General features: G+C 46.6%; 11 protein-coding genes and 1 pseudogene. 2 read left to right on the top strand and 10 right to left on the bottom strand.

All coding sequences use genetic code 11. From position 1 onward, the window contains the following. Nucleotides 1-21 precede the first annotated feature (21 nt). Both rnr and nsrR read right to left on the bottom strand, forming a co-directional pair. A pseudogene (gene rnr, locus SU60_RS07720) lies at nucleotides 22-2,540 on the bottom strand (ribonuclease R). Between the two features lie 104 nt (nucleotides 2,541-2,644). After that, entirely contained in the window at nucleotides 2,645-3,070 is a 426-nt protein-coding gene (gene nsrR / locus SU60_RS07715) for a nitric oxide-sensing transcriptional repressor NsrR (RefSeq protein ID WP_041155003.1), read from the bottom strand. Between the two features lie 128 nt (nucleotides 3,071-3,198). Here nsrR and hmpA point away from each other — a divergent pair, with 128 nt between their 5' ends. Further along, a complete protein-coding gene (gene hmpA / locus SU60_RS07710; RefSeq protein WP_041155002.1) occupies nucleotides 3,199-4,383 on the top strand; it encodes an NO-inducible flavohemoprotein in 1,185 nt (394 codons plus the stop codon). 106 nt (nucleotides 4,384-4,489) lie between these two features. On the opposite strand, the gene motX is transcribed toward hmpA, so the two are convergent. Both motX and SU60_RS07700 read right to left on the bottom strand, forming a co-directional pair. Next, nucleotides 4,490-5,125 carry a flagellar protein MotX gene (motX, locus tag SU60_RS07705; protein WP_041155030.1) on the bottom strand — a complete coding sequence of 212 codons (636 nt, stop codon included), beginning with the start codon at nucleotides 5,123-5,125 and terminating at the stop codon, nucleotides 4,490-4,492. Between the two features lie 262 nt (nucleotides 5,126-5,387). Then, on the bottom strand, nucleotides 5,388-6,704 hold the full coding sequence (locus SU60_RS07700) for an adenylosuccinate synthase (protein ID WP_041155001.1): 1,317 nt from the start codon (nucleotides 6,702-6,704) through the stop codon (nucleotides 5,388-5,390). A 162-nt stretch (nucleotides 6,705-6,866) separates the two neighbouring features. Here SU60_RS07700 and SU60_RS07695 point away from each other — a divergent pair, with 162 nt between their 5' ends. Then, the gene (locus SU60_RS07695; protein WP_041155000.1) at nucleotides 6,867-7,052 is read left to right on the top strand and encodes a DUF2065 domain-containing protein; all 186 of its coding nucleotides are present in this window, start codon (nucleotides 6,867-6,869) and stop codon (nucleotides 7,050-7,052) included. A 65-nt stretch (nucleotides 7,053-7,117) separates the two neighbouring features. On the opposite strand, the gene hflC is transcribed toward SU60_RS07695, so the two are convergent. From hflC to mutL, 6 genes are all read right to left on the bottom strand, one after another. Beyond that, on the bottom strand, nucleotides 7,118-8,098 hold the full coding sequence (gene hflC, locus SU60_RS07690; protein ID WP_041154999.1) for a protease modulator HflC: 981 nt from the start codon (nucleotides 8,096-8,098) through the stop codon (nucleotides 7,118-7,120). Nucleotides 8,099-8,100: 2 nt separating this feature from the next. Continuing rightward, nucleotides 8,101-9,300, bottom strand: coding sequence for an FtsH protease activity modulator HflK (gene hflK / locus SU60_RS07685; RefSeq protein ID WP_041154998.1), 1,200 nt, complete (start codon nucleotides 9,298-9,300; stop codon nucleotides 8,101-8,103). Nucleotides 9,301-9,345: 45 nt separating this feature from the next. Beyond that, nucleotides 9,346-10,635 (bottom strand): ribosome rescue GTPase HflX, encoded by a 1,290-nt coding sequence (gene hflX, locus SU60_RS07680; RefSeq protein WP_041154997.1) that lies wholly within the window; start codon nucleotides 10,633-10,635, stop codon nucleotides 9,346-9,348. A 38-nt stretch (nucleotides 10,636-10,673) separates the two neighbouring features. Further along, complete coding sequence (hfq, locus tag SU60_RS07675; RefSeq protein ID WP_014233206.1) at nucleotides 10,674-10,937, bottom strand: RNA chaperone Hfq; 264 nt, start codon at nucleotides 10,935-10,937, stop codon at nucleotides 10,674-10,676. A gap of 195 nt (nucleotides 10,938-11,132) precedes the next feature. Next, complete coding sequence (gene miaA, locus SU60_RS07670; protein ID WP_041154996.1) at nucleotides 11,133-12,065, bottom strand: tRNA (adenosine(37)-N6)-dimethylallyltransferase MiaA; 933 nt, start codon at nucleotides 12,063-12,065, stop codon at nucleotides 11,133-11,135. Then, nucleotides 12,062-14,104, bottom strand: coding sequence for a DNA mismatch repair endonuclease MutL (mutL, locus tag SU60_RS07665; RefSeq protein ID WP_041154995.1), 2,043 nt, complete (start codon nucleotides 14,102-14,104; stop codon nucleotides 12,062-12,064). The genes miaA and mutL overlap by 4 nt, the downstream gene beginning before the upstream one ends. Nucleotides 14,105-14,109 lie beyond the last annotated feature (5 nt).

Here is a 14,109-nt window from a genome sequence, read left to right as displayed (position 1 = left end):
TACTCAGGTTGGCTTTCAGCTTTACTCCACGTCTCGTTTAGAGCGCTGAGTTTTCTTTGGCTTACTGTGTGGTTTTTTCTTACTGGCTTTTCTCACTTTCGGCTTCTTTTTGCCGTCCGTTCCACCATTGTTAGAACCGCGCTTTGGGTCACTTTTCTTCGTGCCAGCCTCTGTGTCTTCAGGTCGCTTGGTTGGTTCTATCGCAGGAATAGCACGCTGAGCACCATTCTCATTTGATGACGATCGCGTCGCTGAGCGCTTTTTCTCTTTGGCTTTGCGTTTCGCTTCTGCTGCTCTCTTCTTCGCGGTTTTTCCTTCGCCGCGTAGCTTACGACTTGTTTCGATCAATTCAAAGTCAATTTGCTTGTCGTCGAGGTTAACGGCCAATACTTTCACTTTCACCGCATCACCCAAGCGATAGATGTTGCCGAAACTTTCCCCGATAAGTCTTTGACCTATTGGATCAAATTGGTAGTAATCATTGGCTAAGGTCGAAATATGCACTAGGCCATCGATGTGCAGCTCGGTTAAACGAACAAAGAAACCAAACCCGGTCACATTAGCAATCACACCATCTAGTTCGTCTCCGACGTGGTCTTGCATATACTCACACTTCAACCAGTCTGCAACATCACGGGTCGCATCATCAGCTCGGCGCTCTGTCATTGAGCACTGCTCACCGTAGAAGTCCATATCATCAAATGAATAATGGTATCCACCCGTTGGTGTCCAACGATCTTGGTTTCGGCCTTCGTTTTTGGCGATCAGATACTTGATGGCTCGGTGCAACAACAAGTCTGGATAACGACGAATTGGAGAGGTGAAGTGAGCATAGCGCTGCAGTGCCAAACCAAAGTGACCCGCGTTATCGGCGTTGTACACCGCTTGTTTCATCGAACGCAATAACATGGTCTGAATCAACTCCTGATCCGGCCGTTCTCCGACTTGTCGCATCAGGTTTGCATAATCAGTGGGTGATGGTTCCAGTCCGCCACCCAGCTCCAAACCAAGCTCACTCAGGAAATCTCGGAAGCCCATCAGACGTTCTTCGCCCGGTGTTTCATGGATACGGTACAGTGCCGGTTCTTTTGCTTTTTCCACCAGCGAAGCCGATGCGATATTAGCCAAGATCATACATTCTTCAATCAGCTTGTGCGCATCGTTACGCTCCAGCGGTTCAATTCTGTCAATCTTGCGTTCAGCATTAAAGATGAACTTGGTTTCGACGGTTTCGAATTCAATCGCACCCCGTTGTTCGCGCGCCCCTTTAAGCACTTTGTACATGCGATGCAACTCTTCTAGGTGCGGAACCAACTTGCTGTAACGCTCGCGCAACTCTTCGTCACCTTCCAAGATATGATGTACTTTGGTGTAAGTCAGACGCGCATGCGAATTCATTACCGCTTCGTAATGCTTATAACCCGATAGTTTGCCTGTGTCAGAGATGGTCATCTCACATACCATACATAAGCGATCAACCTGTGGGTTCAGCGAACACAAACCGTTAGACAATACCTCAGGTAACATTGGTACCACCTGAGACGGGAAATACACCGAGTTACCACGAATAATCGCCTCTTTATCCAGAGCCGAGTCGGGACGCACGTAGTAGCTGACGTCGCTATCGCGACCCATAAACGCCAACCTCCGCTTTTCTTCTTCTCACAGAAGACTGCATCATCAAAGTCACGTGCGTCTTCGCCATCAATTGTCACCAACGGTAAGTCACGCAAGTCAACACGACCGACTTTCGCTTCTTCAGGCACCTCTTCAGACAAGTCAGCCACTTGTTTAATCACCGCATCGGGCCACTCATGTGGAATTTGGTGGGTGCGGATCGCGATTTGCGTTTCCATGCCCGGCGCCATATTTTCGCCCAGAACTTCCACAACCTTACCCATCATGCCGCGCGTACGTGAACCACGATCGGTGATTTCTATCACGACGACATTGCCCATACGAGCACCCGCTTTGTGCTCATTTGGAATAAGAATATCTTGGCAGATCCGTGAATCGTCAGGGACGACATACGAATAACCGTACTCAAGGAAGAAACGTCCGACGATTTGGTTATTGCGCTCTTCAAGAACGCGTACTAAGCGACCTTCACGACGGCCTCGCTTGCTGTTATCCGTTGGCTGAACCAGTACGAAATCACCATGAATGATGTTCTTCATCTGATGGTGCGGCAGTACAATATCATTATCCTTACCCACGCTGCCTTCTGGTCGTACCCAGCCATGACCATCTTTATGACCAATGACATACCCTTTCACCATTTCTAGCTTTTCAGGTAGTGCGTAGCACTGGCGGCGAGTAAACACCAACTGCCCATCACGCTCCATTGCACGCAAACGACGACGCAATCCTTCATACTGCTCTTCGCCCTCGAGCTTAAGTGCTTCGAACAAGTCGTTGCGATTCATTGGTGCACCGGACTTGCCAAGGAATTCAAGAATGAACTCTCGGCTTGGAATTGGGTTTTCGTAATTTTGGGACTCACGATCCGCAAACGGATCATTTGGCATATTGTCTGACATAGGCACGCCTATCTAGCAAGGAAGGTATACAGTTAGTATATCTGACTCTCTCGATAACCTACAGAAATGCTTTGAAAAATGCGTAACGACACGAGTGGCGGGAGTTATGGGCGAGCCAGTAAGATCAAAAGCTCTGAATTGCCCCGGAGCAACTCATCAATGGTGCAATCATCAAGCTCAGCAAGAAAAGCACTTTTGGCTTTGGCAAGCTTATCCTTTAATCGACACGCCGGAGTGATATGACAAAAGTCCGCACTGCAGTTCACCAGCTCTAACGGTTCCAAATCACGAACAACCCCTCCAACCGTGATCTCAGATGCAGGCTTCATTAAACGGATCCCGCCGTTTTTTCCGCGCACGGTTTGTATGTAACCTAACTGTCCTAAGCGGTTGATGACTTTAACCATATGGTTACGAGATACACCAAATAAATCCGTCACTTCCGTTATGTTGGTCAATTCGTCCTTTGGCAGTGAGGCTAAGTAGATTAGGGTCCTCAACGCGTAATCTGTGAAGCTAGTTAACTGCATATTGCTATCCTCTGTAATAGCAAAAGTGTAAATCTTTTCTTGAATGAAAGATACATTTGAGATACAACTTTAAACATGCATTAAAAATGCAACTTAAAATACAACACCCAATAAAATAGGAAGCCTCTATGCTCAGCAAGCAAACCATTGAAATCGTCCAAGCTACCGCACCGCTCATCGCACAAACGGGACCGAAACTGACGGCACACTTTTATGAGCGTATGTTCAGCCACAATCCTGAACTGAAAGATATTTTCAATATGAGTAATCAGCGCAATGGTGATCAGCGCGAAGCACTGTTCAATGCAATCTGTGCGTATGCTGCAAACATCGAGAACCTACCTGCTCTGCTTGGTGCGGTAGAAAAAATCGCCCACAAACACACCAGCTTTTTAATCACGTCAGAACAATACCAAATCGTAGGTCAACACCTGCTTGCAACCATCGATGAGCTGTTTAACCCGGGGCAAGAAGTGTTGGATGCCTGGGCTGAAGCTTACGGCGTATTAGCGAACGTCTTTATTCAACGCGAAGAACAAATCTACCAAGAGAATCAAGCGTTAGAAGGCGGTTGGCGTGGGCTGCGTGAGTTTGAACTCATTGAGAAACAACCAGAGAGTTCACACATCTGCAGTTTTGTATTCAAGCCAACAGATGGTGGCACAGTCTCTTCCTATAAACCCGGGCAGTATCTAGGTATCTACATCAACAGCGATAGTTTGGATAACCAAGAGATCCGTCAATACAGCTTATCTTCAGCCATACAAGAAGACACCTATCGTATCTCGGTTAAACGCGAACAAGACGGCATCGTCTCCAGTTACCTGCATGATAAACTCAATGTCGGTGATAAAGTAAAACTCGCAGCACCTGCAGGTGATTTCTTTATGGAGGTTGATGCAAAGACACCGGTCGTGCTTATTTCAGCGGGTGTTGGTTTAACACCGACACTTTCTATGCTTGAGAGTTTAACTGACCATCAAGCGCCTGTGACTTGGGTTCACGCGACGGAAAATGGTCAACAACATGCGTTTAAACAACATGTCAGCCAACTTGTAGCGACCAAAGAAAACATGAACGCGCTGGTTTGGTACAACCGGCCAACCACACAAGACAAAATCGGTGAAGATTTCCACTTTACGGGCTTTGTCGATCTACATGAAATTGAAACGGCCCTGAAACAAGATAATGTACAAGTGTACTTTTGTGGCCCAGTGGGCTTTATGCAGTACATCGCCAAACAGTTAATTGAATTAGGTGTCCCGCAAGCGCAATTCCATTATGAATGCTTTGGCCCACATAAAGTCATTTAACATCAACTATCGACTCCCCAAAAGCAGCAAAGCCCACTCAATGTGGGCTTTGCTGCATGAAGTCATCAGTGAAGAGTAACCGCGAAACGTCAACAGTTCCTAGTGGTTACCAGAAGGTATCGCGTCGTTTGGCGCGTGCAATAATGTTCTGCGGCATGCGCTGCTCTAGACCATTTCTAAGCACCGCGATCCGTTTGTGTTTTCGTTGATCAGCGGTAACAGAGTTATATAACCAGCGATACGCATCTTCGTAATCCAGCGGGCTGCCATAGTCACGCAGGAGTAACTCCGCAAGGTGAATTCGCGCATTTAGGTTCCCCATAGAAGCAGCTTCTCTCAGGTAAGGAATGGCACGCTCTTTATCTTGTTGCACCAAAGTGCCGCGAGAATAATAGCGACCTATTTGCTCCAGTGCAGCTGGCAGACCTTGATGCGCAGCGTTTTCCATGTAGTACAGCCCGAGCTCTACATCTTGTGGTACGCACACGCCCCACGCGAGCATATCGCCATACAAAAATTCATAAGCGGGCAGGTTGATTCGGGTCGCACGAGCAATAATGTCCTCGACCAACTGGCAGTTATCAGCACGCACACGCTGCAGGTGCTTATTTTGTTCAATCAGCTTTATCAGTTCTGCTTCAGAATAAATAGGTACTGGCGCACCGACATCAGCAACATTGGCCTTGGTTGTCGTCGCGGTCAGTATCAGTAACAGTGAAGCAGCCACTGTTCGTAACTTCATAAATGCACTCTTCAAGGTATCTAACAAACCAAAGATCACTTAAGGATCTCTCTGCTTGATACACTTATCGGCAAATACTCGTCAAGCTTTAGACAGTTTTTGCCTCTTCTTCCATTAAGCGGCAAGATATTGCCACATTGAGCAGTAGGTTCCACAATAGTTTTTCTACTTTAGCATGCTACGCGACAACCCACTCTTCAGACACAAAAAAGCCGACCCTTAGGTCGGCTTTCATAATCTCGAGCTCGTTTTTACGTATCAATTAAGATTCGAATGGGTGAACCTTAATGATAGTCTCGTTACGGTCTGGGCCAGTAGAAATAATGTCTACAGGCACGCCCGTTAGCTCTTCGATACGTTTGATGTAATCTAGCGCTGCTGTTGGTAGCTCTTCGATTGATTTCGCACCGAACGTGTTCTCGGACCAGCCTGGCATTGTTTCGTAGATTGGCGTTGCTTGTTCAAATGCTTCAGCAGCCATTGGCGAAACTTCTAGTACAGAGCCATCTTTCATCTTGTAACCAGTACAGATTTTTAGCTCTTCTAGGCCGTCGAGTACGTCTAGTTTAGTTAGACAGAAACCTGAGATAGAGTTGATTTGGATTGCACGACGCATAGCAACTGCATCAAACCAACCGGTACGACGTAGACGACCAGTTGTTGCACCAAACTCGTGACCTTTCGTGCCTAGATGCTTACCTACTGGATCTTGCTTTTCTAGACCATCGTAAAGTTCAGTCGGGAAAGGACCAGAACCAACACGAGTACAGTAAGCTTTCGCGATGCCTAGGATGTAGCCGATGTGACGAGGACCAAAACCAGAACCAGCCGCAACACCACCAGCAGTGGTGTTAGAAGACGTTACGTATGGGTAAGTACCGTGATCGATATCCAGTAGCGTACCTTGAGCACCTTCAAACATGATCTTGTCGCCACGCTTACGCGCAGAGTCTAGCTCGTCAGTCACGTCGATGACCATTGAAGTTAGAAGCTCAGCGTAACCTTTTGCTTCTTCAAGCACAGCTTCGTAGCTCACTGGTTCTACTTTGTAGAAGTTTACAAGCTGGAAGTTATGGAATTCCATGACTTCTTTTAGCTTCTCTGCGAACGATTCCATATCAAAGAGATCGCCAACGCGTAGACCGCGACGCGCAACTTTGTCTTCATACGCAGGACCGATACCACGACCGGTAGTACCAATTGCTTTTTTACCACGTGCGATTTCACGCGCTTGGTCCAGAGCAATATGGTATGGAAGAATTAGAGGACATGCTTCAGAAATGAAAAGACGTTCGCGTACTGGGATTCCGCGCTCTTCAAGAGGCTTCATTTCTTTAAGTAAAGCTTCAGGTGATAATACGACACCATTACCGATAACACATTTTACGTTATCGCGAAGGATACCTGATGGAATTAAGTGAAGAACGGTTTTTTCACCGTCAATTACGAGAGTGTGACCTGCATTGTGACCGCCTTGGTAGCGCACCACGTACTTTGCATCTTCAGTTAAAAGGTCTACGATTTTACCTTTACCTTCGTCACCCCATTGGGTGCCTAGAACGACTACGTTATTTCCCATCTTTCCAAGTCTGATTGCTAGTTAAAAAGGGATTCTAGCACCGAATAGCGATTCTTGCAGTCATTTTTTGTTCACAATAATGAGAGATTAACTGCATTGGTGCTTTTCGCATCCAGCATACCATTGATAATATTTGGCTTTCTAAATCCGATTGGAAACGTTATGTCTGACTCTCTCTGGCTGGCTATTGGGCTGGTTTTAATTGTAGAAGGTATCGGCCCTCTCATTGCCCCTAATGGCTGGCGAAATATGGTGGCACAATTGAGCGAACAGCCAAATAATCAGCTTCGCCGTATTGGTGGATGCCTGGTCGTCGCAGGGGCTGTTATTGCCTTTATGATGAGTTAATACAAAAACATCCTGATACAAAAAAGGCTCCATCAGGAGCCTTTTGTTCATCAAATACAGTCAGCTTATTTCGCTGTTGTACCTTTAGAGTGATTCATGTATTGGAAGAAATCACTCTTCGGATCAAGCACAAGAATGTCACTCTTAGAGCTGAATGATTTCTCATACGCTCTTAGCGAACGTAGGAAACTGAAGAACTCAGGCTCCTTGTTGTAAGCTTGCGCGTATACCTTCGCAGCTTTTGCATCCGCTTCACCTCGTGTGACACGAGCGGTTTTATCTGCTTCAGCCAGAATCGTTGCCACTTCAAGTTCCGCTTGTGCGCGAATAACTTCTGCTTTTTCACGACCTTGAGAACGGTGTTTACGAGCAACCGACTCACGCTCAGCACGCATACGGCGGTAGATAGATTCACTGATCTCATCTGGTAAGTTGATTTTCTTCATACGGAAATCAACCACGCGAACACCCAAGTCTTTCATTGCGCTTTGGCGAGTGTCTGTCAACACGTTAGACATGATTACGTCACGCTCACCATCGATTTCCAACGCCTCACGCGCGGCTTCTGTAGTGACTTCTTCACTGCTTGCATCTTCTGGTAACACATCGTTATTACGTGGGCCTGAAACGATTTGCTTGATTTCACGAGCACCGATTTCAGAACGCAACACGTCGGTCACTTTACGTTCAAGAAGCGCTTCTGCGGTTAGCGAATTACCACCACCGGTAGCCAGATAGTAAAGACCAAAGTCTTCAATACGCCACTTTACATAGGTATCAATGATGACGTCTTTTTTCTCAGACGTAACGAAACGGTCAGCTCGACCATCCATTGTTTGAATGCGAGCATCAAGTTTCTTCACGCGATCAAACATTGGCATTTTGAAGTGCAGACCCGGCTCGTAAATACGAGTAATGTCATTATTGTCTTTAAGAACACGACCAAATCGAACTACGATACCGCGCTCACCTTCGGGAATCACAAACAATGACATCAGCATCAATGCCAGTGCGATAACCAATACAGGGATCATTAACTTACGCATTCTTAGTATCTCCCTTGACGTGAACTTGTTGAACGAGACGATGAGTCAGAGGTGTCCTCGTCTGTACGCTCAGATTCAAGTTGAATGTGATCGTAAGTTGAGGATGACTTTGATTTACGTTTCGTATCTGTTTGACCTTCTTGACCCACCAGTTTATCGATTGGTAGGTAAAGCAGACTACCATTTGAATCAGAGTCAATCAGCACTTTGGAAGTGTTGGAATAGACTTCTTCCATCGCGTCAATATACAGACGGTCACGAGTTACACCAGGCGCAGCTTGGTATTCTGGTAATAGTTGTTCAAACTGAGCTACCTGACCAAGTGCTTCGTTAGTCACACGTTCGCTGTAACCTTGTGCTTCTTTCTTAAGACGTTCAGCACGACCCGTTGCTTTTGGCAAAATCTCGTTTTTATATGCTTCTGCTTCACGAATGAAACGCTCTTCATCCTCTCGAGCTGCAATCGCATCATCAAACGCATCTTTCACTTGCTCTGGTGGACGTGCAGACTGGAAGTTCACATCAACAAGCACAAGCCCCATATCATAGCTATCAATGATTTGGTTCAATGTTTCTTGGGTAGTTTGACGAATTTGTTGACGGCCACTGGTCAGGATACTATCCATCAGTGAGTCACCAATGACTGCACGTAACGCAGAATCCGTTGCCTGACGCAAACTGTCATCTGCGTTGGTGACACGATACAAGTATTTGTACGGGTCAGTAACACGGTATTGAACATCCATTCCTACAGTGACGACGTTTTCGTCTTTGGTCAGCATAAGACCAGACGCACGCAGTGAACGAATCGCTTGAACGTTGACCGCTTCGTATTCATCAATAAAACGAGGGCGCCAGTTCAGACCTGGGTCTACAATGCGATCGTATTTACCTAAACGCAGTACAACCCCACGTTCTGCTTCACCGATGGTGTAAAAACCAGCGAAGAACCATACGGCAACAGCAATCAGAGCAATGACACCAAAGCCAATTGCACCACCGTTACCGACCGGAGAACCACCGCCGCCTTTTTTACCAAACTTGCCACCCAGCTTTTGACTCAGCTTATTGAACACTTCATCTAAATCTGGTGGACCTTGATCTCGGCCACCAGGACGCTGGCCACCACGATTATTATTACCCCAAGGGTCATTATCGCGGCCATTGTTGCCGTTGTTATTTCCAGGCTCATTCCACGCCATTAGAAAGCTCCATCATTTGATATGACGTTATACTGTAGCAGTCATTTAAGTGACTATAAAGTCAGTCAAAACTGCCCCTTCTCTTTTCTCAAGTCTAAACCAGTCGACTTGTTGCATTCGAACATCGATCAACAAGTTACCGTCCTGATCATAGTCTTCACGTTGAATACATTTCATTTGGAAGAATGTACTACGGAATCGACCTTGATACTGTGGTGGAATGCACAACTGATACTCAACCATTTGTGACGCAAGACGTTCGGTCAGCGCGTCAAATAGGAGCTCAATGCCCAATCCATCCATTGCAGAGACCCAAACCGCTCGAGGTACGCCTTCCTCGTCTCGCTCTATACGCGGATTCTGCGAATCTAGGTTGTCGATTTTGTTCATGACCACCAGAGTCGGCACTTCGTGAGCATCGATCTCTTCTAGTACTTCATGAACAGCTTGAATATTCTCACGAAAACGCTCATCACTGGCATCAACAACATGTAACAAAATGTCAGCTTCTTGCGTTTCTTGCAAGGTCGCTTTGAAAGCAGCAACCAAATCATGTGGTAAATGTCGAATAAATCCAACCGTATCTGCAAGTATGACAGGTCCAACATCGGACAACTCGATCTTACGTAGTGTAGGATCCAACGTTGCAAAAAGTTGATCTGCGGCATAAACCCCAGCTTCTGTTATACGGTTAAAGAGTGTCGACTTACCCGCGTTGGTGTAACCCACGAGTGAAACTGTTGGGATTTCAGCTCGGTTTCGGGCACGACGCCCTTGTTCACGCTGCTTAGCCACTTTATCTAAGCGGCGCAGTATCGCTTTTATTCTGTCACGCAATAAACGACGGTCGGTTTCGAGCTGGGTTTCACCCGGGCCACGTAAACCAATTCCCCCTTTCTGCCTTTCAAGGTGCGTCCAACCACGAATCAAACGAGTTGACAGATGACGAAGTTGAGCCAGCTCTACCTGTAGCTTACCTTCGTGTGTTCGAGCTCGTTGAGCGAAGATATCGAGAATAAGACCAGTGCGGTCGAGAACTCGACATTGGCACAGCGCTTCGAGGTTGCGTTCTTGGGCAGGAGAGAGGGAGTGATTAAAAATCACAATTTCAGCGTCAGTCGATTGCACAGCAGTCGCAATTTCTTGAGCTTTACCCTCTCCGACATAGTATTTCGGGTGCGGGGATTGACGACTACCGGTAATGACCTGTAGCGCCTCAACCCCGGCGGAGGAGACCAGCATTTCAAATTCGGCCAGATCTTCCCACTCACCTTCTTGCGTGAAGTTGATATGAACAAGTACGGCTCGCTCACCGGATTCATAACGGTCAAACAAGCAATCAACTCCTTATTTTATAAATATTTAATGAAGAATTAATCTTCTGATTTCTCTTGTGGGCGATCGCCTTGGGTACGCTCACCACTGTGATGGCTCACTGGACGAGCCGGAACAACCGTAGAGATCGCATGCTTGTAAACCATTTGGTTGACAGTGTTCTTCAGCAAGATAACAAATTGATCGAATGACTCGATTTGACCTTGCAACTTGATACCGTTAACCAAGTAAATGGATACCGGGATACGCTCACGACGAAGCGCGTTTAGAAATGGGTCTTGTAGAGATTGCCCCTTAGCCATTTTATTTTCCTTATTTAATTTGTTGTTGTAATTATTTAGCTAGTGGTGCAATGCAAAAAAAGTACTGCTTTTGCATCTGAGCTAAACGAATCAAAATGCACTCTAAGTAATTAGCAAGCATAGTATAAAAAACGCTAACTACTGGTCCTTAAAGAGCGCGATTACGCAAAAACGATCACATTATACACAGCTAACTCAATCAGATGCTATGGCTTCTGACATGGTTTCGAACGCTTGTTCAATGTTCTCGCTATCCAACCAAGTTAAGTCATCCCAGCTGCGTAACCAGGTGATTTGACGCTTGGCCAATTGACGAGTAGCACATATACCACGAAATACGGCTTCTTCGCGTGTACACTCCCCGTCTAAGTACTCCCACATCTGTCTGTAGCCGACACAACGTATCGACGGTAAATCAGGGTGAAGATCCTCACGTGCATATAACACGTTCATTTCATCTTCAAAACCTGACTCCATCATCTTTTCGAAGCGCAACTCAATTCGACGGTGAAGCTCTGCCCTTTCCTTGGGAGCTATTGCAAACTGTTTGACTCGGTACGGCAGGCTCTCACCTTTGGTTTGAGTCAACTCAGTTAGTGTCTTACCTGAAATACGAAACACCTCCAATGCCCGCGATAAACGTTGAGGATCATTGGGATGTATTCTCGCTGCAGAGACAGGATCAAGTTGTTTAAGTTCATCGTGCAACACTGACCAACCCTTAGTCAATGCTTCTTGTTCAATTTGCTGACGAATTTCAGGGTTTGCGGCAGGTAAAGGCGACAACCCTTCAAGTAAAGCCTTGTAATAGAGCATCGTTCCACCGACCAATAATGGAATTTTCCCCTCAGCAACAATCGCTTCCATTTCCTGCAGTGCGTCTCGACGAAAGTCTGCCGCAGAATAAGATTCACTGGGATCCAAAATGTCGATCAAGCGATGAGGTGCTAAGCTCTGTTCTTTATCATCTGGCTTCGCGGTTCCAATATCCATCCCTTTATAAATCAATGCTGAATCCACACTGATGATTTCCACTGGAAACTTTTGACGAAGTCGAATCGCAAGTTCTGTTTTACCTGATGCGGTTGGCCCCATTAAAAAAAGCGCCAGAGGTCGTTTATCTGTCATGGTGTTAAATTGGCTATCGTGGCGGAGAAATCAACAGCCGACACAAATGTGTTATCGTCTAATGGCAATTGACCATTTCTCAGCTGTTCAAGTTCCGCAATAATTTGAATGGCTTCAGAGAGAGTGTAGCGGCTCTTAACTGTTGCGACCTGCATTGCAAGCCAATCACCCCATTGAAGCAACATCTGCTCGGTCGTCACCGCTCTCTCTGTATAAGATAGGGTGTACGATAGCAGATCTGGTAACAAATTTTGTAAGTTTTGTTGTCTCAGTGGCGCTGGTACCCCCATCACCATCAGAGCTTTGTCATTTCGGGGTTTAAGTTGAATCCCCAAGTGGGCAAAATCCTGTTGATAATCCTGAGCGAATTTAACCATTTCTGCGTCTAGCTTCATTGACAACGGCACCAACAAAGGTTGCGATTTTAATCCATCTTCCGATGGTGTTAACTGCCCTTTCATTCGATAAAATTCCGCTCGTGCCAACGAAACAAGTGCCACACCGCTGTCGCAACTCATCAGCAAAAACTGCTCGTTTACGACAGATAATGCTTTGCCCAACGTCGTCACCTCAGGTAAAGACGTCCCATTACTCGGTGTTGTGATGATCGATTTTGGCGCTGCTTCAGGCCCAAACTCTGGTGTTTCCAGTAGCTCATGATAGGCGCGGACTTCTTGCTTACTCGGTGCTGGCTCCGCATGACGCTCTTTATGTTGCGTCGGTCTCGCCGATCGCTTCGATTCTATCCAGTTTGAACGCTCAGGTATGTCCGACGTTTTAGCTTCTCGCACGGAAAATTCAGAAGAAGACTCTTCGCGTGGTTTAGACTCATAATCACTTCGGCCAGGATAAGCAGGAGATTGGTCAATCGCTTGGTAAACTCGCTCAGGAACGGATTCCAATGAGTTTTCCCCTCTGACATGCACAGAGGAATGCGAACCTTCGTTGGAGTTGAGTTCAACGCGATGAGAATGCTCTGCGTCTTTACTGGTCTGTGTATGATGAAATGCAGACTCATTCACATACGGCTTATCGATCACCGAACCTTGCGCGAGTGCATCTGCCAAGGCCTGATAAATAAAGTCGTGAACCAATCGGCCTTGGTGAAAACGAACTTCGTGCTTAGCTGGGTGAACATTGACGTCCACTTGATGCGGATCGAGCTCAATATATAAAACGTACGCGGCAAACTGGTTTGGTTCTAAGCTGGTTTCATAGCTTTGGCGAATCGCGTGATTGATTAGTTTGTCACGCATCATACGACCATTCACGTAACAATACTGAAGGTCACTTTGTTGCCTTGCGCCATCGGGAGTGGTAATCCATCCCAACAATTTTAGCCCTTGATGTTCCAGCTCGATTCTCAGCATATTGCGTACAAACGCATGACCACATACGGCGGCAAGCCGCTTTTCAGTTTGGAGCTGATTTTTCGCGGCGCGATATTGGCGAACAACTTTTCCGTTGTGACGAACATTAATGGTGATGTCAAAACGACTCAGCGCAATCCGTTTCAATAGCTCATCAATATGAGCGAATTCAGTTTTCTCAGTACGAAGGAATTTACGACGAGCAGGCGTATTGAAGAACAAGTCCAGTACTTCAACTGTGGTTCCAATGGGATGGGCAGCTGGTTGCAACTTTACCTGCATATCACGGCCTTCAGAATACGCGCTCCACGCTTCCTCCTGAGCCGCAGGGCGCGAGGTTAATGTCAGGCGAGCAACAGAACTGATACTCGCGAGTGCCTCACCGCGGAAACCCAAGCTCATAATGGCTTCTAAATCATCTAAGCTATGTATCTTAGATGTCGCATGACGACTCAACGCAAGCCCAAGCTCCTCTTTCGCGATCCCTTTGCCATTATCACGAACTCGGATGAGCTTAGCGCCCCCTTTTTCGATATCAATATCAATTCGGGTAGCACCAGAGTCTAGGCTATTCTCAACCAACTCTTTGACAACAGAGGCCGGCCTTTCGACCACCTCTCCTGCCGCTATCTGGTTGGCCAGCCTAGCTGGTAAAATTTTAATCGTCATATAGC

Origin of the sequence: Vibrio mytili (genome assembly GCF_000830505.1) — a bacterium.
GTDB lineage: Bacteria > Pseudomonadota > Gammaproteobacteria > Enterobacterales > Vibrionaceae > Vibrio > Vibrio mytili.
This window is presented reverse-complemented; position numbering and strand designations above follow the sequence as displayed.

Bases quoted from the DNA above. Each gene is read 5' to 3' on its own strand.
- nsrR (WP_041155003.1), bottom strand. From the start codon at position 3,070: ATGCAGTTAACTAGCTTCACAGATTACGCGTTGAGGACCCTAATCTAC.
- hmpA (WP_041155002.1), top strand. From the start codon at position 3,199: ATGCTCAGCAAGCAAACCATTGAAATCGTCCAAGCTACCGCACCGCTC.
- motX (WP_041155030.1), bottom strand. From the start codon at position 5,125: ATGAAGTTACGAACAGTGGCTGCTTCACTGTTACTGATACTGACCGCG.
- SU60_RS07700 (WP_041155001.1), bottom strand. From the start codon at position 6,704: ATGGGAAATAACGTAGTCGTTCTAGGCACCCAATGGGGTGACGAAGGT.
- SU60_RS07695 (WP_041155000.1), top strand. From the start codon at position 6,867: ATGTCTGACTCTCTCTGGCTGGCTATTGGGCTGGTTTTAATTGTAGAA.
- hflC (WP_041154999.1), bottom strand. From the start codon at position 8,098: ATGCGTAAGTTAATGATCCCTGTATTGGTTATCGCACTGGCATTGATG.
- hflK (WP_041154998.1), bottom strand. From the start codon at position 9,300: ATGGCGTGGAATGAGCCTGGAAATAACAACGGCAACAATGGCCGCGAT.
- hfq (WP_014233206.1), bottom strand. From the start codon at position 10,937: ATGGCTAAGGGGCAATCTCTACAAGACCCATTTCTAAACGCGCTTCGT.
- miaA (WP_041154996.1), bottom strand. From the start codon at position 12,065: ATGACAGATAAACGACCTCTGGCGCTTTTTTTAATGGGGCCAACCGCA.
- mutL (WP_041154995.1), bottom strand. From the start codon at position 14,104: ATGACGATTAAAATTTTACCAGCTAGGCTGGCCAACCAGATAGCGGCA.